Origin of the sequence: Embleya sp. NPDC127516, from assembly GCF_044765325.1 — a bacterium.
In the GTDB taxonomy this organism is placed as follows: Bacteria; Actinomycetota; Actinomycetes; order Streptomycetales; family Streptomycetaceae; genus Embleya.
The window spans coordinates 1-22,390 of the sequence record NZ_JBIWJT010000065.1 but is presented as its reverse complement, the minus strand read 5'-3'; the positions used below and the strand labels follow the sequence as shown (position 1 = coordinate 22,390).

Annotated in this window: 16 protein-coding genes and 1 pseudogene; 10 read left to right on the top strand and 7 right to left on the bottom strand. The window is 70.4% G+C overall.

Going from position 1 to position 22,390, the window contains the following annotated elements:
• The 3 genes from ACIRL2_RS50565 to ACIRL2_RS50555 form a co-directional block, all read right to left on the bottom strand.
• On the bottom strand, window positions 1-617 hold a 617-nt coding region (locus ACIRL2_RS50565), incomplete at its 3' end, for a polysaccharide deacetylase family protein (RefSeq protein ID WP_402242430.1).
• A 1,117-nt stretch (window positions 618-1,734) separates the two neighbouring features.
• Window positions 1,735-2,469 carry a class II aldolase/adducin family protein gene (locus ACIRL2_RS50560; protein ID WP_402242427.1) on the bottom strand — a complete coding sequence of 245 codons (735 nt, stop codon included), beginning with the start codon at window positions 2,467-2,469 and terminating at the stop codon, window positions 1,735-1,737.
• Between the two features lie 109 nt (window positions 2,470-2,578).
• Entirely contained in the window at window positions 2,579-3,775 is a 1,197-nt protein-coding gene (locus ACIRL2_RS50555) for an amidohydrolase family protein (protein ID WP_395873270.1), read from the bottom strand.
• 81 nt (window positions 3,776-3,856) lie between these two features.
• Between ACIRL2_RS50555 and ACIRL2_RS50550 the strand changes: the two genes are divergently transcribed.
• Both ACIRL2_RS50550 and ACIRL2_RS50545 read left to right on the top strand, forming a co-directional pair.
• Window positions 3,857-4,585, top strand: a complete 729-nt coding sequence (locus ACIRL2_RS50550) for an IclR family transcriptional regulator (protein ID WP_395873272.1) — start codon at window positions 3,857-3,859, stop codon at window positions 4,583-4,585.
• A 203-nt stretch (window positions 4,586-4,788) separates the two neighbouring features.
• Complete coding sequence (locus ACIRL2_RS50545; protein ID WP_395873273.1) at window positions 4,789-7,602, top strand: VWD domain-containing protein; 2,814 nt, start codon at window positions 4,789-4,791, stop codon at window positions 7,600-7,602.
• Between the two features lie 46 nt (window positions 7,603-7,648).
• Here the strand turns inward: ACIRL2_RS50545 and ACIRL2_RS50540 are convergent, their stop codons facing one another.
• Entirely contained in the window at window positions 7,649-7,906 is a 258-nt protein-coding gene (locus ACIRL2_RS50540; RefSeq protein ID WP_395873274.1) for a phosphopantetheine-binding protein, read from the bottom strand.
• 368 nt (window positions 7,907-8,274) lie between these two features.
• On the bottom strand, window positions 8,275-9,396 hold the full coding sequence (locus tag ACIRL2_RS50535; RefSeq protein ID WP_402242422.1) for a cytochrome P450: 1,122 nt from the start codon (window positions 9,394-9,396) through the stop codon (window positions 8,275-8,277).
• A gap of 525 nt (window positions 9,397-9,921) precedes the next feature.
• Here ACIRL2_RS50535 and ACIRL2_RS50530 point away from each other — a divergent pair.
• Complete coding sequence (locus ACIRL2_RS50530) at window positions 9,922-11,175, top strand: beta-ketoacyl-[acyl-carrier-protein] synthase family protein (RefSeq protein ID WP_395873276.1); 1,254 nt, start codon at window positions 9,922-9,924, stop codon at window positions 11,173-11,175.
• Window positions 11,176-11,361: 186 nt separating this feature from the next.
• On the opposite strand, the gene ACIRL2_RS50525 is transcribed toward ACIRL2_RS50530, so the two are convergent.
• On the bottom strand, window positions 11,362-11,589 hold the full coding sequence (locus tag ACIRL2_RS50525; RefSeq protein WP_395873278.1) for an MbtH family protein: 228 nt from the start codon (window positions 11,587-11,589) through the stop codon (window positions 11,362-11,364).
• Between the two features lie 309 nt (window positions 11,590-11,898).
• Here ACIRL2_RS50525 and ACIRL2_RS50520 point away from each other — a divergent pair.
• The 7 genes and pseudogenes from ACIRL2_RS50520 to dpgD all read left to right on the top strand — a co-directional run.
• Window positions 11,899-12,144, top strand: a pseudogene (locus tag ACIRL2_RS50520) (transposase); the annotation flags it as partial.
• A 664-nt stretch (window positions 12,145-12,808) separates the two neighbouring features.
• Window positions 12,809-14,014: a transcriptional regulator gene (locus ACIRL2_RS50515; protein WP_395873279.1), complete on the top strand. Its 1,206-nt coding sequence runs from the start codon at window positions 12,809-12,811 to the stop codon at window positions 14,012-14,014.
• 781 nt (window positions 14,015-14,795) lie between these two features.
• Entirely contained in the window at window positions 14,796-16,235 is a 1,440-nt protein-coding gene (locus ACIRL2_RS50510) for a PLP-dependent aminotransferase family protein (protein WP_402242417.1), read from the top strand.
• Between the two features lie 137 nt (window positions 16,236-16,372).
• On the top strand, window positions 16,373-17,596 hold the full coding sequence (dpgA, locus tag ACIRL2_RS50505) for a 3,5-dihydroxyphenylacetyl-CoA synthase DpgA (protein ID WP_402242416.1): 1,224 nt from the start codon (window positions 16,373-16,375) through the stop codon (window positions 17,594-17,596).
• Window positions 17,597-17,607: 11 nt separating this feature from the next.
• On the top strand, window positions 17,608-18,273 hold the full coding sequence (gene dpgB, locus ACIRL2_RS50500; RefSeq protein WP_402242413.1) for an enoyl-CoA-hydratase DpgB: 666 nt from the start codon (window positions 17,608-17,610) through the stop codon (window positions 18,271-18,273).
• A gap of 77 nt (window positions 18,274-18,350) precedes the next feature.
• Complete coding sequence (gene dpgC / locus ACIRL2_RS50495; RefSeq protein ID WP_402242432.1) at window positions 18,351-19,619, top strand: (3,5-dihydroxyphenyl)acetyl-CoA 1,2-dioxygenase DpgC; 1,269 nt, start codon at window positions 18,351-18,353, stop codon at window positions 19,617-19,619.
• Window positions 19,616-20,422 (top strand): enoyl-CoA-hydratase DpgD, encoded by an 807-nt coding sequence (gene dpgD, locus ACIRL2_RS50490; RefSeq protein ID WP_395873284.1) that lies wholly within the window; start codon window positions 19,616-19,618, stop codon window positions 20,420-20,422. The genes dpgC and dpgD overlap by 4 nt, the downstream gene beginning before the upstream one ends.
• A 146-nt stretch (window positions 20,423-20,568) precedes the next feature.
• Here the strand turns inward: dpgD and ACIRL2_RS50485 are convergent.
• The coding region (locus ACIRL2_RS50485; protein WP_402242411.1) for an alpha/beta fold hydrolase at window positions 20,569-22,390 on the bottom strand (1,822 nt) is incomplete at its 5' end.

The window sequence follows — 22,390 nt, the reverse complement described above, 5'->3', positions numbered from 1 at the left end:
GCTCGAACAACTCCCACAACTCGTCCGGCACCAGCCGCTCCACAAGCGTCGTCACACCCGCCAGAATAGCGAACACCCCAAATGAAACGACTTCTCAGTGGACGCAGGCCGAGGTTGGCGGCAACGGCGGGCGACTGGCCCCAATTGCCGTACGGCGCACGGAAGTAAGGGATCTCGACACCCGGTACGGCGGCGCGGATCCGGGCGTCGGTCTGCTTGATGTCCGCTTCGATCTCCGCCGGGGAGACGGTGGTCAGGTCGCGGTGGCGGTAGGTGTGGTTGCACAGCGTGTGACCGTCGGCGACGATCGCGCGGACCGTCGCCTCCTGCCACTCGACCTGCTCGCCGACGACGCAGAACACCGCCTTGACCTGGTGCTTCTTGAGGACTTGGAGCAGTTGCGGGGTGTACTGCGGACTGGGCCCGTCGTCGAAGGTGAGCGCGACCTGGTTGCCCGGGTGGGCGGTCGTGGTGATCAGCGCGGGACTCACCGGGCCGCCGGCGGGGGTGGTCGTCGCGGTCGTTGAGGCGGTGGTCGGCGTGGGCGATGCGGTGGCGGTGGGAGAACCGACCCACGCGGTCGCGGCGCAGGCGAGCACGGCGGCCAGGGTTGCCATCCGGCGGCGGCGCGGCTGGGGGTGGGAGCGGGACTGGGTGCTGCGGGTGGGTGACATCGGGGTGGTTCCCTTTCCATGGAGCGTCGGTCGTGGTGCTGTTCTGCGACCGGGGTCGAGGCGCGACGGACTCCGGGCCTCGGTGGCATCGTCCGTACGCCGGAGCGACCCTCGCAGGGGCGCGCGGGCATACCGCAGTGGCGGCGGGAGCCGGGGTCGGCTCGGCCGTCGCTGTTCGGTTGATTCCTGGTTGGAATTGGATATCGGCCGTACATCTTTTGGACTACCGGCCGACACCGTTACGCGAGACAGGCCGAACTTTTATCGCCCGCACGTCGTGCCGCCTCGACCCCGATTGCGCGCGGCGCATCGGGTTCGACCGGCGGATCCGAGCCCGAGAATGAACCGTCCGTAAACGGAACCCTTCCGGAACGCGCACACACCAGAGCCTTTCGGTTCTTTTGCCACCGGTCTAGACCTATCGTAGCTGTATGTGTCCTTCATCTGACTGTGTGGAATTGCACCTGGTCATTGGCTTGACCTGGCGAACCAATCTCGATCATAATCGAGTATGTTCGCAACCTTTTGATCAATGAAGTGCATTGAAGAAACGTTTCGGCACCCCATTAATACACGTTTCCGTCACGCCACAAGCGGCGCGCAGTCGATTGGCAGCCTTCACGAAAATCAAGCCAAGCTCCCAATATCCAGCCAAGGCATAAATCAGTGCACCGAATATCGGTGCATCCCGGGAAATTGGTCCGATAAAAGAGCCCCGCCTCCCCGACCACGAAGTGGCGGAGAGGCGGGGCGCCGGATTGCGGCTTTCCCGGCACGCCGCGTGGCGGCCGCGCGGGATCCGCTCAGCCGCGGATCAGATGCCGAAGGCGGGCGCGGCGCCGCCGGGCGCGGCCGCGTGGTGCGAGTCGCGGTCGCGTCCGGCGGCGAGGTGGGATCACCTCGTCATGATCTTGTTGCTGGTGCCGTTGTCGACGATGTCGGGCTTGCTGCCGTCGGACTTGACGCCGTAGAACAGCAGGCTGTTCGAGCCGGTCACCCGCACCGATCGGTCGGGGCGGTTGACGACGGCGGTGCCCGCGTCGTTCGGCGACCTTGCGCGCTATGCCAAGAGGTCCGGCGCGGCCCGCAGTTCCTCACGCACCGCCGACTCCCAATAGCCGACGAAGCCGTTGCCGTCGCTGCGGAGAGTGCGTTCGAGCCAGTGCGCGGGCAGGGGGCTGGTGCGACGTCCGTCGGCGGCGCGGACCATCCAGGCGTTGCGGCAGCGGATCTCGAGGGCGACCGCGCGCTGATGGACGGCGCGTGTGCTGACGCCGACGACGAACACCCCGTGACCGGCGAGCAGCGCGAGGTCGGCGTCGCCCATCGCCGCGATCGCCTTGCGCGCGGCCTCGGAGTTGTTCACCGCGCCGTCGTACTCGTCGACCAGCGTCAGTTCTCCGCCGCCGAGGGTGGAACTCTGGTCGTACGCGGGCGGCACCTCGCCCATGTCGGCCCACACCGTGCCGAACCTCGGGTGGTTGTGCATCGCGACCCGGACGTTCGGGCGGGCCCTGTGCAGTTCGAGGTGCAGGGGGATGCCGAGCGGCACCGGCCAATCACCCTCGACGACGTTGCCGTCCAGGTCGATGCGGATGATGTCCCGCGGGCGGATCTCGTTCCACGTCAGCAACCAGGGGTTGCACAGCAGCGTGCCGTCTCCGAGGTTGTAGGTGATGTGGCCGGCGAGGTGGTCGTCGTAGCCCTCGCGCCACAACGTGCGCGCCAGCAGCACGATCTGCTGCGCGGGGCTCAGGTCGGGGGCGAGCTTGTCCGGCGTCGGGGTGAATGTCATCGAGTGCCTTTCGCGGAAGGGGAATCGACGGGCAGGGAGCGCGCGGGAATCGACGGGACGGGGGCGCGGAGTCGACGGACGGGGAGGCGCGCGACCGGCGACGACCTCGTCAGGCGTCCAGCGGCAGGACCACGTCGGGCAGCGGGTGCCGGTACAGCTTCGCGGCGTTCTCGCTGCACATCATCCGCAGCTCGTGCGCGGGGATGTCCCCCCAGTGGCGCGCGACGACGTCCTGAGTGTGTGGCCAGGTGCCGTCGCCGTGCGGGTAGTCGGTCTCGAGCATGATGTGGTCGACGCCGATGACATGCCGCAGCGCGATGGTGGAGGGGTCGTCGAGGGTGCAGAACCAGAAGTTGCGGCGCAGCACGTCGGCGGGGCGTTCGTCCCAACCCAGGCCGTAGCCGGAACGGTCGATGATGTTGTCGAGCCGGTCGATGAGCATGGGCACCCAGCCGATGCCGCCCTCGCTCATGGCGATCTTCAGGTTGGGGTGCCGGAGCGGGTAGCCGGACCACAACCATTCGCTGCACGCCCCCAGCGACAGTTGGCCGAACATCGTCGCACCGAGCTGGAGCGCGGGGCCGCCGGGCGGTACGGGGTGCATGCCGGAGCTGCCGACGTGCAGCGAGATGACGGTGCCGGTCTCGTCGCACGCGCGGATGATGGGGTCCCAATGGTCGCGGTTCCACAGCGACGGCAGGCCGATCGCGTGCGGGCGCTCGGGGAAGGTCACCGAGGTGAAGCCGCGGTCCGCGTTGCGCTCGATCTCGGTCACGGCCTCGACCGGGTCGGCGAGGTAGGTGATCCCTCCGGGGATGATCCGATCGGGGTAGGCGCGGTGCCATTCCTCGTACATCCAGTCGTTCCACGCGCGCACGCACGCCTTCCCGACCTCGACGTCCCGGGCGTGCGCGAACACCCGGCCGCAGAACCCGGTGATCTGGGACGGGAAGTTGAGCATGGCCCAGATGCCGCCGAGGTCCATGTCCTTGACCCGGGCGTGCACGTCGTAGCAGCCGGGGCGCATCTGGTCGAAGCGCGCGGGTTCCAGGGTGAAGCTCTCGGGTCGACGACCGGCGACGGCGTTCATGCCCACCTGTGAGTAGCGCTCGCCCTCGAACTCCCAGACGTGCGCGCCGTTCGCGTTCTCGACGATGCGCGGGCCGCGTTCGCGGAGCGACGCCGGCAGGTGGGTGTCGAACAGGTGCGGCGGTTCGACGACGTGGTCGTCGACCGAGATGACGGTGTAGCGCACGTCGGCGGGCTCGGGGTCGGGGAGGAACAGTTCGGGATCGAGGGTCGTCACGACGGCTCCCTGGAGAACTTGTGTATCGCTATGTGACACGCTATGTTGCTCAGTGATTCGCAATGTACCGGAGGGCGCGTCATGGCCGTCAAGCCCCTACAGAGCCTCGCCCGCGCCCTGGAAGTGCTCGAGGTCATCGCCGCGCACGAGCCGATCGGGGTCGCGGAGCTCGCTCGGATCACCGGCGTGGACAAGAGCGCCCTGCAGCGGATCCTGGTGACGCTGCACACGTGCGGATGGCTGCGGCCCACCGCCGAACCGTCCACCCGGTGGAAGTTGACCACCCGCCCCCTGGTCCTGGCGGCCCAGGCGCGACGCCGTGACGACCTGCTGACCCGCGCCCGTCCCGTCCTGGCGGACCTTCGCGAGGAGACCGGCGAGACGGTGACGCTCGCGGTGCCCGACGCCGGTCGCATCGTCGCCGTCGACGTCGCGGAGAGCCGGCAACTCGTACGCACCGTCCCCCGCATCGGACTGGTGTTCCCCGCGGCCACCAGCGCGGCCGGGCAGGCCCTGTGCGCGGCCACTCCCCCCGACGAATGGGACCTGTCCGGGATCGATCCGAGCGACACGGCCTTCCAACGGGAGGTGGCGGGCACCCGCGAACGCGGCTGGTCGCTCAGCATGGGCGCGGTGGACGCGGACATCACCAGCGTCGGGGCGGCCGTCCTGGACTCCACCGGCCGACCGGTGGCCGCACTGATCGTCAGCGCCCCGTCCGGCCGACTCGACCAAGTCGCGTGCAGGCGCGTCGGGATGATGGTCGCCCGGGCGGCCGACAGCCTGGGCGAGCACGGCCGGCCCTTCTGAACCCCCGCCACAACCCACGCCGCCGGCCGCACCCCCCATCCCGCACCCGCATCCCGCGTCCCGCATCCCGCGCCGAGTGAGGGGACGGTGGGGCGGGCGAGTTCCCCATCCCGCCGCCGCGTCCCGCATCCCGAAACCGAAATCCCGTGACCCGGACGGGCGAAGCGGGGAGTGGGCCGGTCCCGGTCGGGGACTCGTACTCCGTGTTCGGGTCCCCCTTCCCCCGCAAGAGCCGGCGTCCGCGCACCGTGGCGGCGGTACTGGCGGCGATCCTGCTGCTCCTCGGCGCCTGCACGTCGCACGACCGCGAGGACCGCGACGCGGACCGGGCCGCCGAGCCCACCGCGTGGGAGAAGGTCATGGCGATGACCGGGCCCGACGGTACGGTCTCCACGCAGATGGCCTTGTCGGCCTTCGCCACCGCCTTCGGGCCGATCCCCGGCGCGCAGGCCCAGACCGGGAGCCGCGCGGACCTGAGATCGGGTTCGGCGGCACTGCGCTGGATCTCGGGCCACTGGGCGGATCTGGCCGACGATCAGCGTGCCGCGGTGCGTGACCTCTCCGGTTGGGGCGACCTGCCCATCGGGTCGGGCGGGGGCACTCCGGCGGCCGGCCACACCGCCGGCCGGTCCGCTTCGCTCCCGCAGGCGCGGGCCACCTGCGCTCCGGGCGCGAGTGCCGACACGGTGTTCGCATCCAGGATCCGGGACTGGTGGACGAAGCTGGCCGCGAAATTCGGCGTCCCCGCCTCCACGGTGATCGCCGCGTGTCGGACCGAGAGCCTGTTCACCCCCAGCCCGGGGGCACCGGGCATTGCCACCGTGCCGGCGAGCGCCGGCGGGTGGAACGACGTGACCGGTCCGCAATGCCGCATCGTGATGTATCCCGCTTTCCGGGCGTCCAACATGCCCGACCCACTGCGCGACGAGGTACTGGTCCACGAACTGACGCACTGTGTCGAGGGCATCATCATCAACAACCCCTCCGCGTTCGACGCCATGCCCGGCTGGGTGGCCGAGGGTCTCGCCGACTGGGCGGCCGGCAAGCTCACCGGTCACTACTCCAGCCCCGGAATCTGGCAAAACTACCTGGTCCGGAAGGACCCGGTGTTGACCAAACTGTCCTACTCGGCCATGGGCTTCTGGTGGGAACTGGACTACCGGGGAGTGGACGTATGGTCGACCTCCCGGGCCGCCATCGCCGCCTCGGCCAACGGCACGACCCCCATGAGCCAGGCCGCTTTCGCCGCCGCGCTCGGCGGCAAACGGCAACAGGTCCTGGAGGGCTGGCCGGCGAGCTTCCTGCGCGACCTGGCCCGGGAACTCGCCTGGGACATCAACGGGGTCGGCATCACCGGCGACAAGGTCAAGCTGAGTCCCCCGCTCGTGGTGGCGAGTTCCAAGCAGACCGTCCGCGTCACCAGTCCCGCCTTCAATCCGAACCTGACCCCCCTCGACATCTCGGCGGAAGTGTTGCGCCTGGCGCCGAACGGACCGGTCTTCGGACGGTTCGGCCCGGGCCCGGGCGACTACCCGCTCGGCGCCCACATGGGCGACATCTTCTGCACTCTCGGCTCGAAGTGCGAGTGCCCCGAGGACACCCCGGGCGCGGGGACAAGGTTCGAAATCATCAAGCCGGGCCGCGGATTCGTCGCGGTGAGCGGCGGTGAGGTCGACGCGTCCCTGGGGCTCACCGGCCAGACGCTCAAGAGCTTCTGCGGTGAGCCCAAGGACAAGCCCAAGCCGCGTCCGTCGGCTCCGAAATGCCTCGCCCAGTGCCCGGACGGTCCGCACGGCGGCAGCAACGGCGACCCGCACCTGACGACGTTCGACCGGCTCTACTACGACTTCCAGGCGGCCGGCGAATTCACCCTCGTCGCCTCCACCGACGACGATCTGCGCGTGCAGGCCCGGCAGGTGCCGTACCCCGACGTGGGCGACGTCAGCGTCAACTCGGCGGTCGCGGCCAGAGTCGCCGGGGCGCGGGTCACCTTCGCCCTCGATCCGAAGCGCGGCATGACCACGGTCCGCCTCGACGGCCGGCCGCTCGCCCCCGGGGCGCAGACGCCGCTCCCCGGCGGGGGCACGCTGGCCCGCACCGGCGACGGGGCCGACGCCCGATACGCGCTCTTCTGGCCGGACACGACCACGCTGTACATCACGCCGATCGGCGCGTACGGCCTCAAGGTCGACATGGCCCTGCCGCAAAGCCGCAAGCGGCATGTCCAGGGCCTGCTCGGCAACGCCGACGGCACCGCCACCAACGACCTCGACCTGGGCGGCGGACGCGTGCTCGCCAGACCGTCCGGCGGCACACCGCCATCGTTCGACGACCTCTACCACGTGTACGCCGACCACTGGCGGATCCGCCAGGAGGAGTCGCTGTTCGACTACGAGCCCGGCCAGTCGACCGCGACGTTCACCAACCGCTCGTTCCCACGACGCCCGACCCAGGTGGCGACCGCGCCCAACGCCGACGCCGCCCGCACGCAGTGCACCGCCGCCGGCGTCACCATCCCGGAGATCCTGGACGGCTGCGTCCTGGACGTCGCTCTCACCGGCCGCGCCGAATTCGCCGAAGCCGCCGCTGCCCAACAGGAGTTCCTGGCGGGCACACCGCAAACCGGGATGCCCGACGAGTCCGACGAACCCGTCGAACCGCCGGAGTCCGTGACACGGCTGGGCCCGTTCTCCGGGGACGCCACGTGCACCATCACCGGGGGCTGGGTGGCCGGCTGCTCGGGCACCCTCGCCGCGACCCGGCCGAGCGCCACGATCCGCTTCGCCGTGGAGGGCTTCCAGAAGCTGCTGCTCGTCGCCGAGACGTGGGCGGATTGCCGGGTGCGGTTCGCCTTCTTCAAGGACGGCGACAACACGCCGCTCCTGGGCGACCGCTCGATCTGCGAGCTCCAGGCCACCCCGGTCGAGATCGGTCAACCCGACCACACCATCCGCCTGAGTTCCGCAGACCCGGCGGTGACGCTGGAGTACGCGTTCCTGATGGGCGGGATCCGCTAGCGGATCGAAGGCACGCCCCGGCGAACCGTGGTCGCGCGGCCTCCGGTCACTCCGCCTGGCGGGCGGCGGCGATGCCGTGCAGGAACTCCAGTACGTCGCCGACGCTTTGCTCGGCGAGTTCGTGGAAGTTCAAGTCCTTGAGATCGTAGACGAACCCGAGGCGGTCCTCGATCATGGTCAGCCACTCGACCGTCTGGAGCGAATCCATCTTCAGCGTCCCGAACGCGACGTCCGCGTCGGGCACGGGGGTGCCGAGGACCTCGGCCAGCATGTCGAGCGCTTCCGGTGCGGACACGGTTTCCATGACAGCTCCTCTCACGTGCGTACGGGCGAAGCCGCCGTGCGCACCTTCGACGAATCGGCGGGCGGACTCGGGTCGGGGTGCCGCACCCGGCGATGCGATCCGAAACACCGGGCGGATCGGGTGAATCGAGCGAAGTGCGTGGATCGAGGCGCCGGGGTGCGTCGAGTTGCGTAGGCGTGATCCGTGCCGGCTCCGTCGACGACCCGGTCTTCGGCCTGCGGCGAGATCGCGACGGCACGGACAAGGCGTTCCGTCGAGTCCGCGGAGTCATCCAACTACGCGTGATAGGCGGCGCCTTCCCCGTGCGCCGCGCGTCGGTGCCGACTATCGCACGGGAGCAGGGTCGGATCAATCGGGTCGCCGCCGCGTCACCGCGCGCGGGCCTGGGCCGGGAGCGGTGCTCGGGTCGCCTGGTCGGGCGACCGGTCCACCGGTTGCCACTCGACCATGAGCCGGGCCAGGCCGCGCGTGGCCAGGCCGTCCTTCCAACGCACCGCGTCGGGCCCGTCGGCCAGCCTCAGGTCCGGGAATCGAGTGAGCAGCCGGCCCAGCACGACGTGGAGTTGGAGTCTGGCGAGCGGAGCGCCCAGGCAGCGGTGGATACCGTGCCCGAACGCGAGGTGGGTCGGCCCCCGACCGTCCGCACGGAGCAGATCCGGTTCCGCGAAGACCTGCTCGTCGCGGTTGCCGTGCATCAGCGAGACGATCACGGCCTCTCCGGCGCGGACGTCGACGTCGCCCAGCCGTACCGCTTCCGTGGCCACGCGCGGGAAGCTCAGCGGCGACGCGGAGTCCAGGCGCAGCAGTTCCTCGACCACCGCCGGCAGTGAATCCGGGTCGTCGAGCAGTGCGCGGTGGGCGTCGGGTCGGGTGAGCAGGGTCAGTACGGACATGCCGATCTGGCCGATCGTGGTCTCGTAGCCGGCCATCAGCAACGCGAGTGCCATCGCGAGCATTTCCTGCTTGGTCATCCCGTCCCGGTCGCGGGCGGCGATCAGCATGCCGAGCAGGTCGTCGTCCCCGCCGCCGGTCTTGCGTGCCAGCAAGTCGGCCATGTACCTGACCAGTTCGAGTCGCCGCCGGGACATCTCCGCCGGTCCCGAGGTGATGTCGAACAGCACCTCCACCGAATCGCCGAACACCTCGGCGTCGGCGAGCGGGACGCCGAGCAGGCCGCACAGCACGGCTATCGGCAGCGGCGCCGCAAGACCCGCGATCAGGTCCGCCGGTGGCCCGGCGGCGGCCAGTCGGTCCAGGTGTTCGTCGGCCAACCGGGCCACGGTCGGCTCGGTGGCGGCGATCCGCTGTGCGGAGAAGGCCCCGGCGACGATACGGCGCAGTCGCGCGTGGTCGTACCCGTCCATGCTCATCATCGACTGCGGGATGGGTTGCACCTCGGCGAACCGCGGCGCATGCGCGGTGGTCGCCTCGGACCTGCTGAATCGCGGATCGGACAACACCTGGCGGGCGAGGGTGTAATCGCGCACCATCCACATGCGATCGCCGGCCGGCGTCCGGATCGATTCGACGGCTTCCTTCGGGGACCGCAGGACGTCGGGGAGTGGCCCCGAGAGATCCCTGCCGTGTGGGCTCACCATTGGTTCCTGCCTTCTTCGCTCGTCTCGGCACAGATGTGCGGCCCCGGCCGCGCGGGGGTCGCCGGGGTGCGCGACCGGGACGACAAGCACTCGAACATCCCTTCCGACCTGCGTTCAACTGCCGCGACAGCACAGTTGAACACGCGTCCACGGAGCTGCCGGAGCGAGCATTGATCGGGCCTCGGGCCGTGTGTCATCGTGAGCCGCGTCGGCGTCGAACATACGGAATACCATTCGAAAATGGGCTCGTGTTCCGAAGCATCGGAACGATGCCCGGATTTCGATACTTCCCCCTCCCGCGATCATGCGACGGCTTTGGGATATCGGCGGCGCGCATGGTGCTCCCGGAAACGTCGACGACCCGGTGAATCCGCGAATTCGTCGCGGCATTGCGGACCGCTCGAAGGGCCAGTGACCATGAACACGGATGACACCCGCGTCGTCGTGACCGGACTGGGCGCGACCACCCCGGTCGGCGGTGAACTGGCGTCCACGTGGGCCGCGTTGCTGGCCGGGCGGTCGGGTGTGCGCCGGCTGGCGGACGGCTGGCCGGACGACATTCCCATCCGCGTCGGCGCGCCCGCCGCCGTCGATCCGGCCTCGGTGGTCAGCCGCACCGAGCTGCGGACCATGGATCGCAGCACGCACCTGGCGATGACCGCCGCCCGCGAGGCGTGGCGGGACGCCGGCGCGCCCGAGGTGGCACCGGAGCGGCTCGGCGTCTCGATCGGTACCGCGCTGGGCGGACACCTCACCTACCTCGCCGCCTACGACACCCTGCGCGAGCGGGGTTGGCGACGGATGTCGCCGTACACCGCGCCCAGGGTGATGCCGAACAGCGCGGCGGGCTGGCTGAGCATCGAGCTGGGCGCGCGGGCGGGTGCGCACACCGCCGCGGGCGCGTGCGCCTCCGGCGCGGAGGCGATCGGCTACGGGATCGAGATGATCCGTTCGGGCCGGGCCGACGTCGTGGTGGCCGGTGGCACCGAGACGCCGATCACGCCGATGTGGGCGGCGATGTTCGCGGCGCTCCAGGCGCTGTCCCTTGCCGAGGACGAACCGCTGCGCGCGTCCCGGCCGTTCGACAAGGCCAGGGACGGTTTGGTGCTGGGTGAGGGTTCCGGGATGCTCGTCCTGGAATCGGCCGCGCACGCGGCGCGCCGAGGCGCGGCGGTACACGCGATTGCCGCGGGGGTGGGCTATTCGGCCGACGCGCATCACATCGCGGTACCCGAACCTGACGGTGCCGGACTGGCGTTGGCGATGACCCATGCCCTGGCGGACGCCCGTCTCACCCCGGAGCAGGTCGTACACATCAACGCGCACGCCACCTCGACCAAGGCCGGGGACAGCGCCGAGGCCCGGGCGATCCGTCAGGTCCTGGGCGCGGCCACGGCCGGCGCGGTGGTCTCGGCGACCAAGTCGATGACCGGGCACCTGATCGGCGGCGCGGGAGCGGTCGAGGCGGTCGCGGCGATCTGTGCCCTGCGCGAGTCGACCGCGCCGCCGACGCTGAATCTGGACGACCCCGACGACGAGGTCACCGCGACCGGGATCACCATCGCGCCCGAGGCGCGCGAACTGCGTGGCGGCCCGGGCGTACGAGCCGCGCTGAGCAACTCGTCGGCCTTCGGCGGCCACAACGTGACACTCGCGTTCACGGCGGTCTGAGCGGTCCGAGGCCCGCGGGCTCCACGAAGTCCACCAGGTCCACCGGGTCCACACCGCCGGTTCCACCGGGTCCGCGCAGTCCATGAAGCGCGTCACCGTCCCGGTGTTACCGGTAGGCCACCGCCGCCGCCCACGGCTCGGGGCCACGAGAGGCCACGAGCGGGTGGGCGGCGCCGGCCGGTCGCCTCAGGTGCTTGCCGCGCTCGCCTCCATGGCCTCGATCAGGCTCTTCGGGCGCATGTCGGTCCACGATTCCTCGATGTAGTCGAGGCATTCCTGACGGCCCGCCTCGCCGAAGGCGGTCGTCCACCCGGCGGGTACCTCGGCGAAGACCGGCCAGAGCGAATGTTGTCCCTCCTCGTTGACCAGCACCAGGAATCTCGCCTCGGTGTCGTCGAAAGGATTCGTCACCATGCCGTCCTTTCCCAGGAATCAGCCATGCCTCATGGCTCTTCGGGTCACTCTGGCCGACCCGTCCCGGCGCATCAATAGGGCGACTTCGCCGCCCTGCGACCGTGTGCCGTTCAACTGCGTCACGGCCCCGGTTGAACACTCGACATCGCATCGGTTCGACGAATTCCGAACTGTGCCGCGGAGTTGGCGTCGCACCCGCCGATCCGCGGCTGTCCCCGTCCCGATTCCCGCGGGACGCGCCGTCCGAATCCCGGTTCTGTTTCCCGGATCTTGTGGCCCGGCGCGTCTTGGTACACGCTGTCCGGTGTGGTGGGGCGAGGGGATCTGACCAATGCCGAATGGGCGCTTCTCGAGCCCCTGTTGCCGGCCGGCGGGCGACGCGGCGGCCGGTGGGGCGAGCATCGCCGGGTGATCGACGGGGTGTTGTTCCACACCCGGACCGGGGTGCCCTGGCGCGATCTGCCCGCGCGGTTCGGCCCATGGCAAACCGTCTACAAACGTGATCGGCGCTGGTCGGCGGATGGCACATGGGAGCGCTTGGCGCGATATTTGCAAGTAGCGAACCGTGAAACGGGGGCGGGCGACCGGCATCGCCGCGATCTGTCGGCCCGGTTGGCGGAGGTCGCCCGGGCGGGTCGGGCGCCGGCCGTCGCCGCACCCGGGCGCAGGGCCCGCGCCGCCTCGCCGGCCGCCGTACCGCCTCCTCGGCCGGGCCCGAATCGGGCCGGTCGAACCGTCGATTCCGAGCCTGCTCACGGCCCCGACTCCGCACGCGTGGACGGCCGTTCGCAAGGTCCGGCGGATGATCCGGGAAACGGGACCTCACCCGATCCGGCGCCGCCGAGGAGCACCCGCCGGATTCCGGTCAAGCCTGCCGATGATCCCTCGTCGAGTCTCGACAGCGCTCTCTCGAACAGTGACCATGAGTGAGTATGCGACGACCAAGGGAGGCGTACGGAAGCGACTGACGAACTCGATACGGCCGAACCGATAACGGGTGCGTCGATCGGTGAACACCGACGGCGTCGGTCCGGCGTCACTTCCTGGACATTTCGGGAAGCAGCGGTTTCGCGACCATCGGAACCCGGGCGGTGCCGGGTTCGCGGACGATGGTCGGTGATCGCGGATCGAACCGTGATCACTGTCGCGCGTCGCGACGCGAAACGCCACAGGTGACGGCTCCCGCCGCGTCGAATGCGGGACGTCGAACGTACGGAGCGTGGCTCGTACGTGCGACGGACGCGGGCGGTCCCGCACGTGTGGGCGCCGGAACACATGGCACACGATCGGTGTCGATGGCTCGATCCATTGCAAATCTCACGAGAATCGGATCCTGGATATTCATCCAACGGGGGAGATTGAGATGCAACATTCGGACGCCAGAGCACTTGAGGTCGCGCGTCACGAAGGGGCGCCCGATCTCGTTGTCGAGCAGGCCCTGAACAAACACCGCGTCAAGGAGATTCTGACCGTCCCGATCGCCTCGCTCGTGCCGGGCGAATCACCGCGCTCGGAAGGTCAGGACCAGGAACACATCTCCCGACTCGCGGAAATCGACGAACCGCTTCCACCCATCCTCGTGAACCGGAACACGGGGCAGGTGATCGACGGGATCCATCGCCTGATGGCGGCCCTGTCGAAAGGGCGGGAGGTCATCGATGTCGAGCTTTTCGACGGCACCGACGAAGACGCATTTCTGCACGCGGTCAAGGCGAATGTAGGGCATGGCCTTCCGCTGTCACAGGCGGATCGCCGGGCCGCCGCCACCAGGATCATCGCGTCGCATCCGCACATGTCCGATCGGGCGATCGCCCGGATCGCGGGCCTGGGCGCGAAGACCGTGGGGGCGATCCGACGCCGTTCAGCCGGCGCGCTGCCGCAGTTGAACGCCCGGATCGGCCGCGACGGCCGGATCCGCCCGCTCAACAGCGTGGAGGGTCGGCAACGGGCCGCCGAGGTGATCGCGGCGCATCCCAAGGCATCCCTTCGGGAGATCGCCCGGCTCGCGGGCATCTCGCCCGCCACCGCGAGTGATGTCCGCAAGCGCCTGGAATCCGGCGAGGGACCCGTGGGCGTACTGCCGGTCGAGGTCGACACCCACGACGACACCGAGGTCGGCCGTTCCGCCGGTTCACGGGTCGAACGCAAGGTGCGCACGCTCCAACCGGATCCGGGCTCGGTGGTCGAGAAATTACTCAGGGACCCGTCCTTGCGGCACAAGGAGGAGGGACGGCACCTGCTGCGGATACTGCGGCAGAATGCGATCGGCATGGAGGAGTGGGCCGAATTGACCGCGGCGGTACCACCGCATTGCGGGGCCCTGGTGGTGCATCTCGCGCGCCAGTACGCGGAGACGTGGCTGGGATTCGCGCAGGAACTGGACGAGCGTGTCCGCTCCGTGAGCAGCGGGGCCGTCGGCATGTGAGCTACTGCCGGCCAAGGGTATCGGGGATTTCCTGGCCAGGAGCAATGATGGGCATCAGAGCCCGATCATGCTCGCCGGAAGGGTTTCGGCGGGCAGACCGGGCTCCGATCGATCGGTAGTCCCATGAGGGGCCACCCGACGGCGGCTTCGCCCGCTCGGGTGACCCCTCACGTCGGTTCCCGTGCGGGAACCGACGGCGTATTCATCGCTGTCGCCGTCGACGACGGCCACTGCCGTCGGCCACGACCGGGGCCGGGTCGGCTGCATGCCGTGTCGTCTGGGCACGCCGCGCGAACGGCGTACGACCCGAGCCCGACGTCGCGGTCCGCCGTCGCCCTCGGCCCTCCGAGGGCGGCCGTATCCGTCATCGGTGTACATGCCCGTGATCGGCTCGCGTGGTGCCATACTCCGGGAACGGTGCGGGGTACGCGTCACCGATCCCACCGGCCTCACCGGCCTCACCGCCGGAGGGCGGGAGGGACGGCCGTGCGATCGGTGGATCGGCCCGACGGCCCGGTCGGCCACCTCGATCGGCACTGCCGGCGACCGTCCCGCGGCACCCGCCGACGCGACGCGACAACCGCGAAGGCGCAACGGATTTCCCGTGCACGCCCGCGTCCCGTGACGCCCCCGGCGTGACCGTCGTTCGTACCCGACTGCCCTTTGCGGGAGGTACCTCCATGACCGTGTCAACGAGCACCGGCCTCGCGTCGCCCGGACCGCCCGAACGCGTCACCGGCTCGGGAACCGTCGCCGACCCCGGCCCGCGACCGGTCCTCGGATGAACGACGGCATCGGCGACGGCCTCGTCACCGACTTCGGCAACGGCACCACCGAGCCCTCGCCGCCCGACCCGGTCGTCGCCCACCTGTCGAGGAAGCAGCTCCACGGCAGCGTCTGCGATCCGGTGCTGGACACGATGAACTTCCTCAACGAGATCACCCATCGCCATCCCGAGGCGATCTCGTTCGCGCCGGGCCGCCCGTACGACGGCTATTTCGACACCGAGCAGATCTTCACGAACATCCGGCGTTACCTCGATCACCTCGCCGACAGCGGATACTCGCCCGCCCGCGTGCGGGACACGATGTTCCAGTACGGCCCCACCGCCGGGCTGATCCGCGACCTGATCGCCGACTCGTTGCGGCGGGACGAACACATCGACGTACCGCCGGAGTCCGTCGTGGTCACCGCCGGCTGCCAGGAGGCGATGTTCCTCGCCGTGCGGGCGCTGATCTCCGGCCCCGGGGACGTGCTGCTGGTCTCCAGCCCCTGCTACGTCGGGATCACCGGTGCCGCCCGGTTGTTGGACGTCGCGTTGACCGCCGTCGACGAGCGACCGGACGGCTTCCGCTGCGCCGATCTGGCCGCGGCGATTCGCGCGGAGCGCTCGCGCGGACGCCGGTGTCGGGCGTTCTATCTCGTCCCCGACCACTCGAATCCCTCCGGCAACACCGTGTCGACGGCCGAGCGGCACGCGCTGCTCGACCTGGCCGAGCGCGAGGACTTCCTCATCCTCGAGGACAGCCCCTACCGAATGGTCAGCCCCGGGGCGCAGTTGCCCACCCTCAAGTCACTCGACCGCAACCGTCGGGTGGTCCACCTGGGCTCGTTCGCCAAGACCCTCTTCCCGGGTGCCCGAGTGGGCTTCGTCGTCGCGGACCAGGTCGTCGCCGACGAGGCGGGTGGCACCGGACTGTTGGCGGACGAACTCACCAGGATCAAGAGCATGGTGACGGTGAACACGTCGCCGCTGGGCCAGGCGGCGGTGGCGGGCATGCTGCTCGCGGCCGAAGGTCGGACCTCGGCCCTGAACGTCGACACCTCCGCCTACTACGGGCGCGCCATGCGCGCCACCCTCGAACGCCTCGACGCGTGCTTCCCGGGCGGCGGACTCGGTCCCCACGACGGCTCCCGCGATCCCGGCAATCCCGGGGGTCCCGGTGCCCCGACCGTGCACTGGAACCGGCCCGACGGCGGCTTCTTCCTCGCCGTCGACGTCCCGTTCCGCGCGGACAACGCCGCGCTGGACCGCTCGGCGCGGGACTTCGGCGTCATCTGGACGCCGATGTCCTACTTCCATCCGCAGGGTGGCGGCGAGCACCGACTCCGACTGTCCGTCAGCTATCTCACCGAGGCCGAGATCACCGAAGGCATCGCCCGGCTGGCCCGGTTCATTCGGGCCGAGAGCCGATCCGCACCCGACGCCCACGCACACTGACCGTTCCACCCGCCCCTCGATCCACCTCGGACCGATCCACCCTCCGACCGATCCACTCCCACCGAAAGGACGATCGAAGTGTCCACAGCGGTACGTCGCACTCGAAGCAAGCCCCGCATGTGGGGATGGACCTTCCAATGACCCTCGCGCTGAACCCCTCGAACGTCGCCTCGGTCGCCGCGCTCACCTCGACCCTCGCGCCCGCCTCGCCCACGTCCACGTTCGCGCCCGAGCGCAAGGACATCCCCGGCGTGCCCCGGATCCTCGGCGTCGGCACGGCCGTCACCGAACACTCCTACTCGCAGCGCGAACTCCTCGACCTGTTCCGGATCTCCGATCCGAAGGTGCGCTCCGTCTTCCTCAACAGCGCGATCGAACGACGCTTCCTGTCCGTGCCCGCACGGGACGCCACCGGAGCGGCGACCATCGAGACCCAGGGCGAACTCCTGGCCAAGCACAAGCGCTTGGCCATCGAGATGGCCGCCCGGGCGATCCACGCCTGTCTCAAGGACGCCGGCATCGAACTCGCGGACGTCGGCTACCTGTGCTGCGTCACCACCACCGGCCTGCTCACCCCCGGTCTGAGCGCGCTGCTCATCCGGGAATTGCGCATGGATCCGCGCTGCAGCCGCGTCGACGTGGTCGGCATGGGCTGCAACGCCGGCCTCAACGCGCTGAACGCGACGGTCGGCTGGACCGTGGCCCACCCCGGGCGGATCGCCGTCATGGTGTGCGCGGAAGCCTGCTCGGCCGCCTACGTCCTCGACGCCACGATGCGCACCTCCGTCGTCAACAGCCTCTTCGGCGACGGCGCGGCGGCCGTCGCACTGGCCGCCGACACCCCCGACGCGGCCGGCCCGCCCGACGCGCCGAGCGGCTACGCCGGACTCGGCGTCGACGTCGACTCGCCTCCCGCCGGCAGCCCGCGCGTACTGTCCTTCGCCAGTTGCCTGATCACCGACGCGATCGACGCGATGCGCTACGACTGGGACGACGAGCAGGGCAAGTTCAGCTTCTACCTCGACCCGGACGTGCCCTACGTGGTCGGCGCGCACGCGGAGTCGGTGGTCGATCGACTTTTGTCCGGCGCCGGATTGCGCCGCAGCGACATCGCGCACTGGCTGGTGCACTCCGGCGGCAAGAAGGTGATCGACGCGGTCCGGGTCAACCTCGGCCTGACCCGGCACGACGTGCGGCACACCACCGGAGTGCTGCGCGACTACGGCAACGTGTCGAGCGGTTCGTTCCTGTTCTCCTACGAACGACTGCTCCGCGAGGGTGTGGTCCGGGCCGGCGACCACGGCGTGCTGATGACCATGGGGCCCGGCTCGACCATCGAGACGGCACTGGTCCAGTGGTGATGGGGGAACGCGTGAACGACGACCTGGAACTGCGGGTGGACGGCGCCCGACCGCTGACCGTCGAGGCGATCGCGGCGGTCGGCGCGGTCTGCGACACGGCCGAGGATCGGGGTGGCCGGGGCAGGGTGGTGGTGTACGTGTCCGGCGCCCCGGACGGCCCCAGACCCGCCGGGCTGACCGTGGCCGTGGTGAGCAAGTGGGAACGCGCCCTGCGGCGCCTGGAGCGACTGCCCGCGGCCACCGTGGCCGTCGCCGACGGCGACTGCGGCGGCCTGGCCCTGGACGCGCTCCTGGCCACCGACCACCGCATCGCCACCGAGTCGGTGCGCCTGGTCGTGCCGGTGGAAGGCGGCGCCACCTGGCCGGGCATGGCCGTCTACCGCCTCGCCCACCGGGCCGGCAGCACGGCGGTGGCGATCCGCCGGGCGGTGCTCTTCGGCACTCCCCTGCCGGCCCGTGACGCGCTCGCCCTGCAACTCCTCGACGAGGTGACCGACGACGTGTCCGCGGCCCTGGCGGCGGCCGAACCACTCGGTGAACTGTCCGGCCCCGAACTGGCCATCCGGCGGCAGTTGTTGTTCGACGCGAGCACCACCGGCTTCGAGGAGGCCCTGGGCGTGCATCTGGCCGCGTGCGACCGGGACCTGCGCCGGACCGGCAGCGGAGCCGTGTCGTGATCCGCGAACGGGCCCGGCCCGAGTGGCACGAGGACCTCGCCCTCGTCCGCGCCGAACTGGAGCCGGCCCGCTCGACGCTGGCCCGGGCCGCCGCGCACACCGACGACCTGCTGGCCGTCCTGCCCGCGCCCGAACACCGGTCGATCGCCCAGCACATCGCCGCGACCGCGGCCAAGGACGGTACCCGCGCGTTGCGCCGCGCCTTCCTGGCGCGGCATACCGACGCCGTCTACGACGAGCTCACCGCGTGCCGGACCCGAGCACTGCGACTCGCCGAGCTGTCCCGGGCGGCCGCGAGCGCCTTTCCCGGACTGGTGCCCGGCCCGGAACAGTTCGTCCTCGAACGCGGTCGTCCGCAGGCCCACAAGGAGGGCCACGAGATCGACCAGGGCATCTTCTTCGCCGGCATCCTCGGCGCGGAGCAATCCGGTCGGCACCTGCTCGACGTACTGTTGCGGCCCACACCGCGGGCGCTCGCGCTGCTGCCCGAGTTCACCGCGACCGGCCTGATCGAACTGGGTTCGGTACGGCTGGAGCGCGTCGCCGGCACCGCCCGGCTCACCCTGTGTCGGGACGACTGCCTGAACGCGGAGGACAACCGTCAGGTCGACGACATGGAGACCGCAGTCGACCTGGCCCTGCTCGATCCGGCGGTGCGCGTCGGCCTGGTGCGCGGCGGCGTGATGACCCACCCCCGCTACCGCGGCCGTCGGGTGTTCAGCGCCGGCATCAACCTCAAGGCGCTCAACGCCGGCGACATCTCCCTGGTCGACTTCCTGCTTCGCCGCGAACTCGGCTACATCCACAAGCTGTTGCGCGGCATCCGGGTCGAGGACGACGCCGCCTGGCACAGCCCCACGATCGACAAACCCTGGGTCGCGGCGGTCGACACGTTCGCGATCGGCGGCGGCATGCAGCTCCTGCTCGTCTTCGATCACGTCCTGGCCGCGTCCGACGCCTACCTCAGCCTGCCGGCCGCGCGCGAGGGCATCATCCCGGGTGCCGCCAACTTCCGCCTGACCAGGCACGTCGGTCCGCGCCTGGCCCGGCAGATCATCCTCGAAGGCCGGCGAATCCCGGCGCAGGGACCCGAGGCCCGACTCCTGGTCGACGAGGTGCACGATCCGGAACGACTGGACCGGGCCGTCGAGGACTGCCTGGATCGACTGAAGCAGCCCGCGGTGGGGGCCAATCGGCGGATGCTCAATCTCGCCGAGGAGTCGCCGGACCGGTTCCGGCACTACATGGCCGAGTTCGCACTCCAGCAGGCGCTGCGGATGTACAGCGCGGACGTGCTCGACAAGGTCGACCGGTTCTCCGCCCGGCAGGGGGTGCCGTCACGATGAGCGCCGCCGAGCAGCCCCGGGTGCGGTACGAGAAGAAGGATCACGTCGCCCGGATCACCCTGGATCGACCCGCCGTGCTCAACGCGATGGACCTGCGCACGCACGAGGAACTGGCCACGATCTGGGACGACGTCGAGGCCGACGACCAGGTGCGGGTCGCGGTGCTGACCGGAGCGGGCGAGCGCTCGTTCACGGTCGGCCAGGATCTGCGCGAGCGTGCCCGGCTCGACCGCGCGGGCGTTCCCCGGTCCACGTTCGGCAGTCGCGGCCAACCCGGTTGGCCCCGGCTGACCGAGCGGTTCGAGCTGTCCAAGCCGGTGATCGCCCGGGTGAACGGCTATGCCCTGGGCGGCGGCTTCGAACTCGCGCTGGCCTGCGACCTGATCGTCGCGGCCGACCACGCGGTGTTCGCGTTGCCGGAGGCTCGGTTGGGCCTGGTCCCCGGCGCGGGCGGCGCGTTTCGGCTCGCCCGCCAGCTACCGCTGAAGATGGCCATGGGCCATCTGCTCACCGGCCGCCGTATGAGCGCGCAGTCGGCGCTCCGCCTGGGACTGGTCAACCAGGTCGTCCCGCTCGACGACCTGGACGCGTGCGTCGACGAGTGGACCGACGACCTCCTGCGCAGCGCGCCCTTGGCCGTGCGGGCGATCAAGGAGGCGGTCATGCGGTCCGTGGACATGCCGCTGGAGCAGGCCTTCTCGACCCCGTTCGCATGGGAGCAGCGGCGAAGGCACAGCGAGGACGCCGTCGAGGGTCCGCGCGCGTTCGCCGAACAGCGCGAACCTCGGTGGCAGGGGCGCTGAGCCACCGGGCCCCCGGAACCGACGAGACCTCACCGCAGCGTGGCCCCGAGTCCTGATGATGGGCTCGGGGCCACGCTTCGTCGATCTCCGGCGCTCGCGCCTCCGCGCCGTAGGGCGGGCCCGCTTCCGGGCCCGCCCTACCTCGTTCACCGCGGGTCCGCGCCCGGCCGTTCCGCCACGGCCGACCAGATCCGGTCGAGCATCTCCGGGAGCACCAACTCCGCGTGGGCACAGGGCAACCGCACCTCGGAGATCTCACCGCTCACGTGCGGTCGCCAGCTGTCCGCGCCGACGAACCCGACAGGCTTGTCCTGCTCGGCGACCACCAGCACCACGTTCCCGTCGAATCGGCCGTACTCGTGGTCGGCGCCGATGTTGGCGTTGTTGCGCCGGATCCGGGCCAGCATCATCAACTCGTCGTCCGAGACGGCGCCTTCGAAGCCCGCCTCCCGTCGCACGGCCCGCATGCGCTCGGTCGGTTCGGCGCGATCGTCGTCGGCCTCGTCCGCGGAGCCGCTCCCGGGGCTCTCAACCTCTTCGTCGCGCGCCTTCGGGTCGGTCAAGGCGGTCGCCGGATAGGTGTCCATGATCACGAGTGCGGCGACCTCTTCGCCCGCGGCTCGCAGCCGGACCGCGATCTCGTGTCCGAGCATGCCGCCGAAGGACCATCCCAGCAGGTGGTAGGGGCCCTTGGGCTGGATGCCGCGGATCTGCTCCAGGTAGACGTCCGCCATTTCGCCGACCGACCGGGACATCTCGCGGACACCGTCCAGGCCCGGGGCCTGGAGTCCGTACAGCGGGACGTCCGCGTCGATGTGCCGGGCCAACGGCGTATAGCACCAACTCAAGCCGGCGCCGGGAGGCAGCGCGAAGAAGGGCAGCCCTTCCCCCTGGGCCTTGATCGGCAACAGCACGCCCAGCGCGTCCCGGACCGCGCCCAGATTCATCCGCCGCACCAACTCGGCCGGGGTCGGCGCCGCGAACACCGTCCGGACCGGCACCGACACGCCGCGCGCAGCCAGTTCGGCGACCAGGGTGACCGCGAGCAGGGAGTGTCCGCCCAGCTCGAAGAAGTTGTCGTCCGCTCCCACCGAGTCCACGCCCAGGGTCGCGGCGAACACCTCGCACGCCAGCACCTCCAACGACGTGACCGGAGTTCGGCCGGAGCCCGTACCGGAAGCCCCTCCGCCGCCGCGCCCCGGATCGGGCAGGGCCTTGCGGTCGAGCTTGCCGTTCGCGGTCAGCGGGAGCGCCTCGAGGACCGCCACGGCCGACGGGACCATGTACGCGGGCAGTCGCCGAGCCGCGAACTCGCGCAGGCGCTCTGCGAGTCCACTCTCGTACTCGCCGTCGTCGTCCCCGACATCCATGGTGCGTGGGTCGCTCGGGACGACGTAGGCAACGAGCCGAAGCTCGCCGGGCGCGTCCTCGTGGGCGATCACCGCGGCGCGGGCGACGTCGGGGTGTGCTTCGATGGCGCTCCGTATCTCACCGGGCTCGATCCGGAAGCCCCGGATCTTGACCTGGTCGTCGACCCGCCCGACGAATACCAGTCGGCCGTCGGCGGTCCAGCGGGCCCGGTCGCCGGTGCGATACATGCGCTCGCCACCGCCCCCGAACGGGCAGGCCACGAACCGCTCGGCCGTCAACCCCGACCGGCCCAGATAGCCCCGGGCCAGACCCGCACCCGCCACATACAACTCACCCACCACCCCGGGCGGAACCGGCGCAAGCCGACCGTCCAGCACATACGCCCGGGTGTTCACGATCGGCGTGCCCACCACCGGCTCACCACCCGCCGCCAACGGCGCCGACATCGTCGCGCACACCGTCGTCTCCGTCGGCCCGTACGCGTTGATCAACCGCCGACCCACAGCCCACCGCGCCACCAGATCCGCACCCAACGCCTCACCGGCGGACACCAACGTGCGCACGGTGTCCAGGTCGTGCTCGTCCAGGACGCTCAGC